Annotated in this window: 14 protein-coding genes; 6 read left to right on the forward strand and 8 right to left on the reverse strand. The window is 60.5% G+C overall.

Translation table 11 applies throughout. The annotated features are described in order from the left end of the window. The first annotated feature begins 53 nt into the window (after positions 1 to 53). On the forward strand, positions 54 to 2,714 hold the full coding sequence (locus tag ACODSZ_RS02175; protein ID WP_488926948.1) for an EAL domain-containing protein: 2,661 nt from the start codon (positions 54 to 56) through the stop codon (positions 2,712 to 2,714). A gap of 51 nt (positions 2,715 to 2,765) precedes the next feature. Here the strand turns inward: ACODSZ_RS02175 and ACODSZ_RS02180 are convergent, their stop codons facing one another. The 6 genes from ACODSZ_RS02180 to ACODSZ_RS02205 all read right to left on the reverse strand — a co-directional run bounded on the left by ACODSZ_RS02180 (position 2,766) and on the right by ACODSZ_RS02205 (position 7,633). Continuing rightward, positions 2,766 to 3,314: a cytochrome b gene (locus ACODSZ_RS02180; RefSeq protein ID WP_175343557.1), complete on the reverse strand. Its 549-nt coding sequence runs from the start codon at positions 3,312 to 3,314 to the stop codon at positions 2,766 to 2,768. Positions 3,315 to 3,359: 45 nt separating this feature from the next. Next, positions 3,360 to 4,709 carry a sensor histidine kinase gene (locus ACODSZ_RS02185; protein WP_175343556.1) on the reverse strand — a complete coding sequence of 450 codons (1,350 nt, stop codon included), beginning with the start codon at positions 4,707 to 4,709 and terminating at the stop codon, positions 3,360 to 3,362. Continuing rightward, positions 4,685 to 5,350 carry a response regulator gene (locus tag ACODSZ_RS02190; RefSeq protein ID WP_488926949.1) on the reverse strand — a complete coding sequence of 222 codons (666 nt, stop codon included), beginning with the start codon at positions 5,348 to 5,350 and terminating at the stop codon, positions 4,685 to 4,687. The genes ACODSZ_RS02185 and ACODSZ_RS02190 overlap by 25 nt, the downstream gene beginning before the upstream one ends. A gap of 21 nt (positions 5,351 to 5,371) precedes the next feature. Next, positions 5,372 to 6,130 carry a COG4705 family protein gene (locus ACODSZ_RS02195; protein ID WP_241822446.1) on the reverse strand — a complete coding sequence of 253 codons (759 nt, stop codon included), beginning with the start codon at positions 6,128 to 6,130 and terminating at the stop codon, positions 5,372 to 5,374. A gap of 69 nt (positions 6,131 to 6,199) precedes the next feature. Next, positions 6,200 to 6,970 carry a COG4705 family protein gene (locus ACODSZ_RS02200; RefSeq protein WP_488926950.1) on the reverse strand — a complete coding sequence of 257 codons (771 nt, stop codon included), beginning with the start codon at positions 6,968 to 6,970 and terminating at the stop codon, positions 6,200 to 6,202. Between the two features lie 60 nt (positions 6,971 to 7,030). After that, entirely contained in the window at positions 7,031 to 7,633 is a 603-nt protein-coding gene (locus tag ACODSZ_RS02205; protein ID WP_488926951.1) for an undecaprenyl-diphosphatase, read from the reverse strand. A 294-nt stretch (positions 7,634 to 7,927) separates the two neighbouring features. On the opposite strand from ACODSZ_RS02205, the gene ACODSZ_RS02210 reads away from it, so the two are divergent. Continuing rightward, a complete protein-coding gene (locus ACODSZ_RS02210; RefSeq protein WP_008329060.1) occupies positions 7,928 to 8,110 on the forward strand; it encodes a hypothetical protein in 183 nt (60 codons plus the stop codon). 76 nt (positions 8,111 to 8,186) lie between these two features. Here the strand turns inward: ACODSZ_RS02210 and ACODSZ_RS02215 are convergent, their stop codons facing one another. Together ACODSZ_RS02215 and ACODSZ_RS02220 are read right to left on the reverse strand one after the other, a co-directional pair. Then, entirely contained in the window at positions 8,187 to 8,486 is a 300-nt protein-coding gene (locus ACODSZ_RS02215; protein WP_008329061.1) for a hypothetical protein, read from the reverse strand. A 185-nt stretch (positions 8,487 to 8,671) separates the two neighbouring features. Further along, complete coding sequence (locus tag ACODSZ_RS02220) at positions 8,672 to 9,592, reverse strand: LysR family transcriptional regulator (protein WP_175343551.1); 921 nt, start codon at positions 9,590 to 9,592, stop codon at positions 8,672 to 8,674. Between the two features lie 76 nt (positions 9,593 to 9,668). Here ACODSZ_RS02220 and ACODSZ_RS02225 point away from each other — a divergent pair, with 76 nt between their 5' ends. Genes ACODSZ_RS02225 through ACODSZ_RS02240 form a run of 4 tightly spaced genes read left to right on the forward strand, consistent with a single transcriptional unit; the run spans position 9,669 to position 12,890 of the window. Continuing rightward, positions 9,669 to 10,574: a prephenate dehydrogenase gene (locus ACODSZ_RS02225; RefSeq protein ID WP_488926952.1), complete on the forward strand. Its 906-nt coding sequence runs from the start codon at positions 9,669 to 9,671 to the stop codon at positions 10,572 to 10,574. 56 nt (positions 10,575 to 10,630) lie between these two features. After that, positions 10,631 to 11,470, forward strand: a complete 840-nt coding sequence (locus ACODSZ_RS02230; RefSeq protein WP_299540919.1) for an ABC transporter substrate-binding protein — start codon at positions 10,631 to 10,633, stop codon at positions 11,468 to 11,470. 36 nt (positions 11,471 to 11,506) lie between these two features. Then, positions 11,507 to 12,193: an amino acid ABC transporter permease gene (locus ACODSZ_RS02235; RefSeq protein WP_175343548.1), complete on the forward strand. Its 687-nt coding sequence runs from the start codon at positions 11,507 to 11,509 to the stop codon at positions 12,191 to 12,193. A 1-nt stretch (position 12,194) separates the two neighbouring features. Next, the gene (locus ACODSZ_RS02240) at positions 12,195 to 12,890 is read left to right on the forward strand and encodes an amino acid ABC transporter permease (protein WP_175343547.1); all 696 of its coding nucleotides are present in this window, start codon (positions 12,195 to 12,197) and stop codon (positions 12,888 to 12,890) included. Positions 12,891 to 12,892 lie beyond the last annotated feature (2 nt).

Genomic DNA, 12,892 nt, shown 5'->3' on the forward strand with positions numbered 1-12,892 from the left:
TGGATGTTCTATAAAGTAGACAAAAAACCAAATCAGGGACAGGCGCAGGCAGCATGAAGCATCCAGCACCCATTCCGGCTGCGACGGGGGAGAGTCAGACCGGCGGCCATCGAGACCGGCCGCCATGCCACCGCGCGTGGCAAGCGGCGCGCTGGCTGCATGTAGCTCTGCGCAGCCGGGCAGCGCTGGTGGGGCTGGCCTTGCTGGTCGGCTGCGGTGTTTGGCTTGCCGCACAGGCGCAGCCACCTGAACCGGGCAAGGTACTCACGGTCGGGGTTTACCAGAATCCCCCAAAAATCTTCTTCGATGGCGAAGGCACGGCCAGCGGACTGCACATTGATCTGATCCGACTCATCGCCGAGCGCGAGCACTGGCAACTGCGCTTCGTCCCCTGTGAGTGGCAGGCCTGCCTGCAGCAGGTGGAGAACGGCCAGATCGACCTGTTGCCTGACGTGGCATGGACCGAGGAGCGCGAAAAACTGATGCGTTTTTCGACCGTTCCGGCGCTCTACAGCTGGTCCATTCTCTATCGCAACCGCTCGGTGGCGATCAACTCCATCTTCGATCTCAAGGACAAGCGGATAGGCCTGCTGGAAAACTCGGTGCAGTCCAATTATTTCCGCAACCTGATGGACAACTCCGGCATCAAGGTCCAGCTGGTCGCGCTGCACAGCATCGAGGACGGGTTCAGGATGGCGGCAGCGGGCGAGATCGATGGCCTCGTGGCCAGCCAGCAGGTCGGTGACATGCTGGTCGACCGCTATCACCTGGCCGATACCAACATCGTATTCCAGCCGGTGAAGCTGTTCTTCGTGAGCGCCAGACAGCAGCCCCCCGAGATTCTGGCTGCGGTCGACCGTGCGCTCAGCCAGTGGCAGGGCGATCCCGATTCCATCTATTTCAAGATCCTGCGCAAATGGGGGCGCGGCAATACCACCCTGCCTGGCTATGTCTGGTGGCTGCTGTGTGGCGCACTGGTGCTATTGCTGGGCGCCCTGGGCATCGCGGCCTATCTGCGGCGCGAAGTGGCCCGGCGCACGGCCCGATTGCAGCAGAGCGAAACCTCGCTGCGCATCGCGGCAGCGGCCTTCCACTCCTCCGAGGCGATCTGGGTGATGGACGCCAACCGCAAGGTGCTCGATGCCAATGCCGCCTTTACTGCACTGACCGGCTACCAGCAGCACGAGGTACCCGCCTCAGGCATGCCGCCGTGCCAGCGCGAAGAAGACCATGAGGATTTCCGCGCACGACTATGGGCACTGGTCCAGCGCGACGGCAAGTGGCAGGGAGAGCTGCGCGTCTGGCGCAGCAATGGCGAATCCTTCTACGCGGTGGTGACGCTGACTGCCGTTGCCGATCCGAGCGGACGCATTACGCACTATGTCGGCACCCAGGTCGACATCAGCGACCAGAAACGCCTGCAGGAGGAGACCCGCCAACTGGCCTTCTATGACCCTCTCACCGGGCTGCCCAACCGACGCCTGTTGCTCGACAGAATCGCCGCCGCCAGCGGCCTGGGACATCAGGCGGCCCTGTTCTTTATCGACATCGACAATTTCAAGGACCTCAACGATGCGCTGGGGCATTCGATCGGCGATCGTCTGCTGTGCCAGATTGCCGCACGTCTGCAGGAACTGGCTGCAGGCGCCCTGGTGGCGCGCCTGGGTGGAGATGAGTTCGTGGTGTTGCAACAGCAGCCAGCGGCGACGCAGGCAATCATCGAGGAGACCGCCACCGGATTTGCCCAGCGCATCGTCGCAGCCATGGAGCAGCGATTCGATCTGAACGGGCTCAGCCATTTCGCAACCTGCTCGGTCGGTGTAGCCCTGATGCAGGAACAAGGCGCCAGCGTCGAAGACCTGCTGCGCCAGGGAGACCTGGCCATGTACGCGGCCAAGCAGAAAGGACGCAATACCTGCTGCCTGTTTGACCAGGCCATGGAGCATGCGCTGCATTTCCGTACGGGCCTGGAGAGCGATCTGCGGCGCGCCATCGGCAGCAGCGAATTCCTGCTGCATTACCAGCCGCAGCGCGACCAGGCCGGCAATCTGATCGGCGTGGAAGCCCTGGCGCGCTGGAACAGTCCCTTCCGGGGCAGCGTCTCACCGGCCATCTTCATTCCGGTAGCCGAGTCATCGGGACTGATCCTGCCGCTGGGCCACTGGGTCTTCCAGCAGGCCTGTCGGCAATCTGTCCGATGGAATCGCGACAGTCGTCGTCAGCCCGTGGTGATCGCAGTCAACGTCAGCGCAGTACAGGTACGCCAGCCCGACTTCGTGCAGTGCATGCTGGAAACGATCAAGGCGACCGGCGCCGACCCCTGTCATCTCAAGCTGGAGTTGACCGAATCAGCCATGGTCGACGATGTTCAGTCCACCATCGAGAAGATGATGGAACTCAAGCAGCATGGCCTGGCCTTGTCACTGGACGACTTCGGGACGGGCTATTCCTCGTTGTCTCTGGTCAAGCGCCTGCCCATCGACCAGCTCAAGATCGATCAGTCGTTCGTACGCGAACTGTTGTTTGCGCCCAGCGACGTGGCCATTGCCAAGAGCATCATCACGCTGGCCGATGCCCTGGGCCTGGAAGTGATTGCCGAAGGCGTGGAAACCCGCGAGCAGCAACAGTTCCTGGCGGCACTGGGTTGCACGCGCTATCAGGGCTACCTGTTCGGACGTCCGATGCCGGCCGAGCAGTTTGAAGACGTCTGTTGAGGCTTGAACCCGGGCGCAAACCGACGCCCTGCAGGGCGGACAAGCTGACGATTACCGCTTGCTCAATGGAAGCATGCGCGAGAGCGTTCCATCTTTAACGACAAGTTGATGATAGAGCGCACCGCAGACATGCAGGCCAATCAAGGCCAACAGCGCCCAGACCGAGGCAATATGCCAATCTCCGATCGTGGCCAGCAGATCGGAATTTGCCGGGAAGATGGCGGGCAACTGCATCAAACCGAAGAAGGACAGGTTCCAGCCTCGCTCTGCAGCGTTCATCCAGCCCAGGATGGGTGAGATGGCCAGAAGAAGGTAGAGTCCGCCATGCACGAGCTTGGCGACAACCACGGTGAGCGTCACACGCGTATGGAGCGGTTTGGGCGCCGGACTGATCAGGCGCCAGATCAGTCTGGCCAGCATGACCAGGAGAATCAGCAATCCTACCGAGATGTGCAGACTGACCAATCCTTCGGGCGATTGCAGATCGTCCACATCTGGCATGGTCCAGCCTATGGTGCACTGGGCGATGATGAGCAGCACCGTGATCCAATGGAAAAACTTGGCGATGGGTGAATATTGTTCTTGAACACTGTTGGACATGATGGCTCCTTGGATTTCACTGATTTGGACTTCTGTTTGACGCACTCATTGATTCGGGATGTTGACCACCACGCGCAGTCCAGTTTGACTTGACTCGTCACTGAAGCCCAGCGTGATGCTCGCGCCCAGCCTGTCTGCGATGGCCTTGACGATGGACAGGCCCAGGCCGGAGCCGACCTGATCGCTACCCAGCAACCGGTGGAACGCCTCGAAGATTCGCGCCCGCTCGATCACAGGGATACCTGGCCCGCTATCTTCAACAATCAAGGCCACGTTTTTATCGTCAAATTCGATTGAAAGATCCACCTTGCCCCCATTCGGCGTATACCGCACGGCGTTATCAACAAGATTTCTGAGGAGCGAAAACAGATCGAGTTCGCTTACCATCAGATGAGCATCTCGCTGACCATCCACGCCGATATCGATCTGCTTGGACTCGGCCAATGGCATGAGCTCCTCCAACACCCGACGATAAACGGATTGGACGGAGACGGGTGTATCGACCACCGACACGGACGACTGAGCCTTTGCCAGGTCCAGCAGCTGATTGAGAAGATTGCGACCTCTGTCGATTCCATCACGTAATGCGTGCAAGCGTTGCCGCGCCTGCTCCGGCATGTCGGCTTGCGCCAACCTTTCCGCCTGCAGAGAGATGGCCGTCATGGGGGAGCGCAGTTCATGTGCGGCGTCCGCAACAAAGCGCCGCTGCGACGCCATCGATTGCTCGACCCGACCCAGCAGTCGGTTGATGGCCACCGCAAACGGTCTTACTTCAACAGGGAAGTGACTGGTCTGTACCGGATGCAATTGCTCATCCTGGCGCTGGTCCACTTCCCTGGATAATGCCGCGATGGGACGGAACATTTTCCGGATCAGATCGGCGACGATCAGCAGCAGGACCGGCATCAGGAGCAGGAAGGGCATGACGGTCCTCAAGGCACCGTCTCTGGCGATTTCATCGCGAAAATCGGACTCTTGTGCAACGGCGATGCGTTCTCCACCCGGCATGGTCTGAACCAGCACGCGGAAATTCTCTCCCGCAGCGTCAAGATTGTGCAGGCCATCGGTCAGGTTGGACGGCAGAGGGAGTGCTTCTTCAGCAGCCACTTCGGCTTTGCTGGCGGCATAGCCAAGATGTTGAACGATGACGCGAGACTCTTCGTTCGACGAAGCGAAACTGACCTCCGGCACGGGAGAGCCAGGCGAAAGTCGCTGGCGTTCCATCAGATGTGCGATCTGACGAAGCACATCGTCCTGCAACTCGTGCGCTTCATCCAGCGCGGAGGCGAATGAAAACACCCCTGCCACAACGGCTACGGCCAGTATCGCCATGCAAAGTGTGACGGATAGCTTCAGCTGAACCGATTCGTTCAGCCGCCTTTTGAGACCATCCATCCTACCCCCCTGACGTTTTTGATGATGTCGCTGCCAAGCTTTCTGCGCAAGGCGTGGATCAAATACTCGACCGCGTTGCTTTCGACTTCCTCGTTCCAGCCATAGATTCTGTCTTCCAATTCGCTGCGCGACAGAATTGCTCCCGGACGTATCAGCAATGCGTGGAGCAGAGCGAACTCTCGGTTGGACAATTGCGTCGCGCCTCCCTCTGGCAGACTTGCCTCCTTGCTGACCGGGTCAAGTGACACCAGTCCATTGGTGAGCAAAGGAGAAGCCATTCCCCCTTTACGCCTCAGGACCGCGCGCATGCGGGCCAGCAGCTCGGCCATCTGGAAGGGCTTGAGGACGTAGTCGTCTGCGCCGCCATCCAGTCCTTGCAGCCGATCATCAAGCCCGTCGCGCGCCGTGATGATCAGCAAGGGAATCGGGATGTTCTTCGCGCGTATGCTTCTGAGCACATCCAACCCGTCTTTGCCTGGCAATCCCAGGTCCAGCAGGGCAATGTCGTAATGCTGGCTGCTGATGGTGGTGATGGCAATCTGTCCGTCCTTGACCCAGTCCACCGCGTACGACGCATCCTTCAACGCGGCCTGGATCGCCTCGCCAATCATTGCGTCGTCTTCGACCAGCAGTACCCGCATGTTGCCTCCGTTGGAATGGTGTCAATGTGCTGCCGTTGCCGCCCTCTGCCGGAACACCAGCATGGCGCACAGCATGAACGCCAGCAACGCGATGGACGCACCGTAGCGGCTCAGGGCCAGGCCACCGGCACTCAGCGGTTTGTCGAGAAAGTCGCCCACCACGGCGCCCAGTGGACGCGTCAGAATGAACGCCGCCCAGAATAGCAGGGTGCGGGAGATTTTTGTTCCGTAGTAGGCCAACACCAACAAAACGAGCAGTCCACCGAAAACCGCAGCCGCACCGGTATAACCCAGTCCTGCGCTATCGGCCGTCCAGTCCCCGAGTGCCGTGCCCAATGTCTGCGAAAACATGATGGTCATCCAGTAGAACATTTCTGCTCGCGGGCTGCTTACCGTGTTCACGGAAACAGAGCCAAGCATGCGCTTCCAAAGCAACAGGGACGCCAGCAAAAGCGCCGACAACAAGGTCGTGCCACCGGCGTAACCGATCCCCAAGGAGCGATCCGCAAAATCAGCCAGCGTGGTACCAACGGTGGTGGTGGCGATAATCGTGGACCAATAGATCAAGGGATGGAAAGTTTTGGACTTGATCTGGTACGCCACAGCGATCAGGAAGAGTGCAGCGAAGATGCCCGTACTGGTCAGATAGCCGAGGTTCATCGACATGGAGGCCGCGTCACCTCCGGTCTCGCCAAGCGTGGTCGCTGCGATCTTGATGAGCCAGAATCCCAGAGTCACTTCGGGCACTTTTGCCAAGACATTTTCAGAATATGTTTTCATCTATCTTCCTTCGAAATTGATCGTAGACGCAGCAGTTCGTCGAGCCAAAGTTTGATCGCCCGCAGATGTTCAGGCTGATCGCTGCCTGCTGGTGCCAACCTGTGCGGCGGCGACCAGCATGATGATGACCGCCAGAAACAACGCACTGATCCACATCGTTCCCATTCCCAAGCCACCGTCCGCCTTGTTCTGGGTCAGCAGATCGCCCAGCGCTGCACCGAAAGGTCGTGTCAAGATATAGCCAATCCAGAAGCTGGCGACCGCATTGCCACCCCGGCGCCAGGCGAGGTAGGTGATAGCGATCAGCGTGCCGAAGATCAGCGCACCCCATGCGAATCCCAGGCCCAATGCCTCTGTTGCCAGGTCGCCAGCGGCAGTGCCCAGAGCAAAAGTGCACAGAATGGCGGCCCAATAGAAAAGCTCTCTGCGACGTGACACGATATGGTGAATGGACAGGCTGTGCTCGACGCGATACCACACGAAGAAGATCACGGCGAGCAACAGAGAGAAGACACTGGTACTGACATAAAGGCTGATGCCCAGGTTATCAGTCAGGAGATCGGTAATCTGAGTGCCCACGATGCTGACCAGTATCACGCTCATCCAATAGAGCCAGGGGATATGCCGGCGAGTCTTCAACTGGACAAAAAGAACGACTGCAAGGATGCTTGCCATGATCGCGCTGGTGATTGCCTGGCCCCATCCAACATGGAATGCGAGAAAATCCGCCCCGGTCTCACCTACCGTAGTCGACATGATCTTGATGATCCAGAACGACAAACCGATTTCGGGAACCTTGTTCAGCCAGTGCTTGGGATGTTCGACATTGGGCATGATCATGTCGCTCTCCTGACAGAAATTTAATGTTGAGAAGTCTGAACCGTTGAACTTAGCTCTCACTTAGCTGGTGCCACGAACCCATCCATTGGCGATGAACCTGGAGAGAAGACGGCAGTGGATGCGGATCGTCACCTGGTAAGTGACATCAAGACACCAGGCAGGAAGGCGGTGCACGAGGATTGCGCTGAGCATCGCCACGATGGCGGCCCCTGCCATATCGAAGGGGAAGTGCACGCCGAGATAGATACGTGCCCAGGCCAATGGCAAACCAAAAATGCAGAGGATAATCCCGGAAAGTCTCAACGAAGGGGCAAGCAGGAAACTGAAGGCCACCGCCCACCACAGTGACAGATGATCGCTGGGAAAAGAAGAGTCGGCGGCATGCGGGATCAGTGTGTGTCCCAGTCCGATCATGAAAGGACGAGGATGCCACCAGACCATGCCGATGAGCTGATTGGCGGACAATGCGATCAGGCCGGCTGCGGTCGCGACAAGCATGGTTCGGCGCTGAGGCTCGTGGCCGCGCAACCAGATCACGGCAATCACGATCGGAACGATCCAGATTTGGAATTCTGCGAGCACCGTGGCCAGGTCGACGGCAATCAGACTGGGATGTGAGGAGGCATTCAACCACAAGAAGACAATGTTATTGATATTTTCCATGATGGAGCGCTGGCAATGAACGATGATGGACGGTCGGCTTGATGATGGCTTGCGACAACCACAACACGCGGCGCATTGCAAAATGAGCAGGAAGATTTGGTGGACAGGGGAAATGTAGCCAGGAAAACTTAGCCCGGACTGAGCACGGACTGGGCCGACATGAGACAGGAAGGTATTGCGGCAGAAACCGGACTGCGGATATCCGGGCGGCTAAGGCCTGGCTAAGTCTCGAACAATAAGCTCAAGCTGCCAGAATTATTGTCTGGCAACATCCATCAACCCAAGGAGCCATCCATGACTTCAGCGATCAGCAGTCTCTCCAGCAGCTTTTACAACAATGTTGTGGCGGCCAATCCGCGTCAAAGCGCCAGCAAGACCGACAGTGACGGAGATAATGACAACAGTCGGCCAGGTGAAGTAGAAAAGGCCAAGCCGATGTCCGGCACGCTCGGCACAATGATCGATACGCACGCCTGATGTAGTGGCAAGCCGGCCATTGCCTATCTGAATGGTCGGCTCATCGGGATGAGCGCGGACTCGCACACCACCCCGCTCAATGGGTCGCTCGCCGCTCGGCCATGGTCAGGTATTCGGCGTGCAGGTGTGCCGCTTCCAGCACCTGGCGACATTTCGCTCGCTCCGTAGGCAGCGCTGCCAGTTCATGCTGCAGCAATTGCTCGATGATCTCGGCGGCCTCGATGGGCTCGGTTCCCGCTGTCTGCATGGCCAGCAGGCAATTGCGTACGGTGGCACGCACCAGTTCGCCGATCGGTTCCTCCTGTTCGGACATCTCGCACAGCCGCACGATGATGCACAGATGGCGCCGCGCGATGCTCATGGCATTGGTACACATGTCTCCCTCCTTGTTGTGCAAATCAAGATAGGGCTCGCCCCGCCGCAGCGCCATCAGGCGTTTCCTGATTTCAACACCGACAAGTGCGGTCTTTCCTGCGCCGTGACACCGTGTCCCCGCCGCCTTGCCAACTGCACTGGCAATGCCGCCTGGTGCTGCGCTCGCGCAGACTTGCTCTTGACGATTCACTGCGCCATGGTCTGTGCATTCATCGTCCGGCAAGCCTCTTTCCAGTAGAGCTGCAACAGGTTCACTATCTCGCGTCCGCCGGCAGACGGTGGACGCTCGGCACTGCTCATGGCGTAGGCCCCGTAACGCACCGACTGCGCCAACGGGACCGCCACCAGCCGCGGATCCTTGAAGCCCGCCACCGTCAGGTCATCCACCAGGGCAATGCCCCAGCCATGCACGGCCACACTGCAGGCGATATAGGCATAACGGACATCCACCGTGGCCTTGCGTAGCGCCTCGCTGCTGCCCAGCAAGGCCTCCACCACCTTGCCATGCGCTGTTTCGGTCCCGAACGAGATGACGTCATAGGCCTGGATCTCTTCCAGCTTGAGCTGTGTGCGCATGGCCAGCGGATGGTCCGCCGCCATCACGCACAGCACGTTGCCCTCGCCGATCAGGTGATGCGTGAGCGCCGGATGACGGTGCTGGACAAAGGCCGCCACGCCGATGTCGCACTCTCCGGTCAACAACTGCTCGGTGATCTGGGTCTGCGTGGCGATCTCCATCGCGATGTGCAGGCCCGGCATGCGGCGCTTGAGCTCGGCAACGGCGCGCGGTAGCAGATCCAGTGCCGGGCTCAGATTGGTACAGATGCGCAGGGTGTCGGAGACGCCGTGCCGCAGCTGCTCGGCATACATCTTCACGCGGTCGATGCTGCGCCAGGCACTGTCGATCTCGCGCATCAGGGCCATCGCCTCGGGCGTGGGATGCAGGCGCCCGCCACTGCGCTCGAACAGCGCCACCTGCAGCTTGCTCTCCAGATAGCGGATCAGCCGGCTCACCGCGGGCTGCGAGACATGCAGTACCTCGGCCGCACCAGACAAGGTGCCGGCCCGCATCACGGCACGAAAAACTTCGATCTGGCGCAAATTCATGGGTCTAACCTGATGTTATGGAGTCTGGATATTTTGGCATTGGTGATTATGGAATGTCTATCTGATACTTTGCCCCATGCTGACCTCATCCACACGCCAGTCCCTTCCCTTCGAGCGCATTGCCCTGTGCGGCGTGGGTCTCATCGGCGGCTCCATCCTCAAGGCGCTGCGGGCCGACGGCTACCAGGGCCGCGTGACCGTGTTCGACATCGACCGCGCCCTGGCCGAGCAGATATGCGAAGCGGGCTTTGCCGACCTGGTCGCGGCCAGTCCCGAACACTTCTTTCGCGACCATGACCTGGTGATCCTGTGCCAGCCTGTGGGCGTGCTGCTGGACTACCTGCGGGTACACCGGCGCGATATCACGGCCGGCCGCGCACTGGGCATCGATGTAGCCAGCGTCAAGGGACCGGTCCTGCAGGCCCTGCAACAAGATGGCAGCAGCGCCGCGCTGGCGCGCTTCATTCCCTGTCACCCCATCGCCGGCAAGGCCAGCCACGGCTGGGTGTCGGCCGATGCCGATCTGCTGCAGGACAAGCTCTGCATCCTCACCCCGGATGCCGCCACACCACCGGCCGCGCTGGCCCGTATCGAGGAATTCTGGCAGCGGCTGGGCGCGCGTACGGCACGCATGGCGGCCGACGAGCACGACGCCATCTATGCCAGCCTGAGTCACCTGCCCCAGCTGCTCAGCTATGCCTACCTGCACAGCCTGGCGCAGCAACCTCTGGCGCGGCAGTGGCTGGACTATCGCGGCACTGGCTTTACCGGATTTACCCGGCTGGGATCCTCAGATCCGGCACTCTGGGCCGACATTGCCGTGCATAACGCTGGCCCCCTGCTGGCCGAGATTGATCGCTTCAGCGCTTCGCTGGCCGAGCTGCGCGCTGCGCTGGTCGCCGGTGAGCGCAGCCGACTGGCCGGGCATTTCTCCACGGCACGGGATTTGCATGCAGTCACGCAACGCCCGGCCGGATCCTGACCCACGACTTGCAACGCCCTTTTGTCCACCCCACCACAAAAACGAGGAGCCTCACCGTGACCACCCACTCCGCACTGCGCAAGACCCTGTTCGCGTTTTCCGTTTCGGCCGCCTGCCTGGCCGCCGTGCCCGCCGTTCATGCCGACCAGTTGGCCGACATGAAGGCACGCGGCACCCTGGTCTGCGGCACCCTGACCAGCACCGAACCGCTGGGCTACCAGGATCCGCAGACGCGCCAGATCGTTGGTTTCGACGTGGATATCTGCAAGGCCCTGGCCCAGCACATGGGGCTGAAGATGGAACACAAGGGGCTCTCCATCGAGCAGCGTATCCCCGAACTGAGCGTGGGACGGGTGGACGTGGTGTCGGCTGCCCTGGGCTATACGAAGGAACGTGCACAGCAGATTGCCTTCAGCTCGGCTCACTATCAGGTGCCGATCCGGGTGATGGTGAAGAAATCGGCCAATATCGACAGCTTTGCCAAGCTGGCGGGGTTGCGCGTGAGTGCGGTCAAGAGCGCCACCACGGAAATCTACGCCCGTCGCGGCCTGCCCAAGACCGAGATCGTGACCTACCAGGATGGACCATCCGCCTTCCTGGCCTTCATGCAGGACAAGGTGGACGGCTTCTCCACCTCCGAGACCGCCGGTCTGCGCTACCTGGTCGAATCCAAGGGGCAGGCCACCTACATCAACGATGCTCTGGCCTGGGAGCCGACCGCGCTGGGCGTGAAGAAGGATGAGCCGGCCCTGCTGGCGGCGGTCAACAAGTCGCTGGAAGAGATGGAAAAGGCTGGCGAGATCGATTCCATCTGGAACAAGTGGTACGGGCCCAACACGCGCTTCGCCTTTGCCCGCGAGAAGAAACTCACGCCCATCTCGGCCTTTGCCCAATAAGCGCCAAGCCACCAGAATGAGGACCGAGGGGAGCCCATGAAAGACCTGTTGCTGGCCAATCCGGATTACCAGAGCCTGCTTGCGCATGGTTTGCTGGTGACGGTAAAGCTGTTCGTGACCAGCTGGATCCTGGCCATGCTGCTGGCCTCGCTGCTGACTGCCGTGCGCAGCACCAGCAGCAGGCTGGGGCAGGCCCTGGTGGCCTTGTTTGTCGAGTATCACCGCAATGTGCCTGGCCTGGTGCAAATCTTCGTGTGGTATTTCGGCATGCCGCAACTGCTGCCGCGCGAGGTGCAGCGCTGGATCAACCACCACGACGGCGAGTTCTTCTTCTCCTGCATCGCGCTTACGCTCTACGCGGCAGCCTACATGAGCGAGGACCTGCGCAGCGGCCTGCGTTCGCTGCCGCGCGGGCAGGTGGAGGCAGCGCGTTCGCTGGGCATGTCGTACCGCCAGACGCTGCAGCACATCCTGCTGCCGCAGGCGCTGCGTGCTGCCCTGCCGCCGCTGGTGAACCAGACCCTGGCCCTGTTCAAGGCCACCAGCCTGGCCATGACCGTGGGCGTAGCTGACGTGATGCACGCCACGCGCCAGATCGAGAACGAGACCTATCGCACCTTTGAAGCCTTCCTGATGGTCTCGGTGGTGTATGTGCTGCTGTCGTGGCTCATCATGGGGGCCGGTGCCTACGCCAGCCGTCGCTTGAACAGCGCGAGGAACTGACATGCTCGATATCCTGCACGACTATGGGCTGATCCTGCTGATCGGCGAATATCCGCACGGCCCGCTGGGCGGACTGGCCATGACCCTCATTCTGGCCGCCGCCGCCCTGCTGCTGTCCTTTCCGCTGGCGGTGCTGGTCGGCATCGGTCGCACTTCGCCGATACGGCTGGTGGCACGGCTGGCCGGCCTGTATGCCAACACGGTGCGCGGTTTGCCCCTGCTGTTACTGGTGTTCTGGTCGTATTTCGCCGTTCCGATGCTGTTCGGCAAGAGCATCAATGCCAGCCTGGTGATGCTGGTGGCGCTGGTGATCTACGAAAGCGCCTATCTGGGTGAGATCGTCAAGGCCGGCATTGAGGCCCTGCCGCGTGGCCAGACCGAAGCGGCGCGCACGCTGGGCATGGGTTACTGGACCACGCTGCGCAAGGTGATCCTGCCTCAGGCGCTGTTCAACATGATTCCCAGCATGATGAACCAGTTCGTGGTGGTGGTAAAGAACACCTCTCTGGCCTACGTGATCGGGGTCGATGAACTGACCAACGCCGCCTATCAGGTCAACAGCCAGCTGCTGACCAAACCGTTTGAAGTGTATGCCCTGCTGGCGATGACCTATTTCGTGGTGTGCTTCGCCCTGAGCCGTGCCGTGGCCGCGCTCGAACAGCGCATCGCCCGTACCCGCCGCAGCCGTCCTGCCTGAGG

The sequence above is a fragment of the Herbaspirillum sp. FG34 genome, from assembly GCF_057809315.1.

Coding starts and splice junctions, on each gene's coding strand:
- ACODSZ_RS02225 (WP_488926952.1), top strand. CDS start 9,669: ATGCTGACCTCATCCACACGCCAGTCCCTTCCCTTCGAGCGCATTGCC.
- ACODSZ_RS02180 (WP_175343557.1), bottom strand. CDS start 3,314: ATGTCCAACAGTGTTCAAGAACAATATTCACCCATCGCCAAGTTTTTC.
- ACODSZ_RS02205 (WP_488926951.1), bottom strand. CDS start 7,633: ATGGAAAATATCAATAACATTGTCTTCTTGTGGTTGAATGCCTCCTCA.
- ACODSZ_RS02175 (WP_488926948.1), top strand. CDS start 54: ATGAAGCATCCAGCACCCATTCCGGCTGCGACGGGGGAGAGTCAGACC.
- ACODSZ_RS02190 (WP_488926949.1), bottom strand. CDS start 5,350: ATGCGGGTACTGCTGGTCGAAGACGACGCAATGATTGGCGAGGCGATC.
- ACODSZ_RS02200 (WP_488926950.1), bottom strand. CDS start 6,970: ATGATCATGCCCAATGTCGAACATCCCAAGCACTGGCTGAACAAGGTT.
- ACODSZ_RS02210 (WP_008329060.1), top strand. CDS start 7,928: ATGACTTCAGCGATCAGCAGTCTCTCCAGCAGCTTTTACAACAATGTT.
- ACODSZ_RS02195 (WP_241822446.1), bottom strand. CDS start 6,130: ATGAAAACATATTCTGAAAATGTCTTGGCAAAAGTGCCCGAAGTGACT.
- ACODSZ_RS02220 (WP_175343551.1), bottom strand. CDS start 9,592: ATGAATTTGCGCCAGATCGAAGTTTTTCGTGCCGTGATGCGGGCCGGC.
- ACODSZ_RS02240 (WP_175343547.1), top strand. CDS start 12,195: ATGCTCGATATCCTGCACGACTATGGGCTGATCCTGCTGATCGGCGAA.
- ACODSZ_RS02185 (WP_175343556.1), bottom strand. CDS start 4,709: ATGGATGGTCTCAAAAGGCGGCTGAACGAATCGGTTCAGCTGAAGCTA.
- ACODSZ_RS02235 (WP_175343548.1), top strand. CDS start 11,507: ATGAAAGACCTGTTGCTGGCCAATCCGGATTACCAGAGCCTGCTTGCG.
- ACODSZ_RS02215 (WP_008329061.1), bottom strand. CDS start 8,486: ATGTGTACCAATGCCATGAGCATCGCGCGGCGCCATCTGTGCATCATC.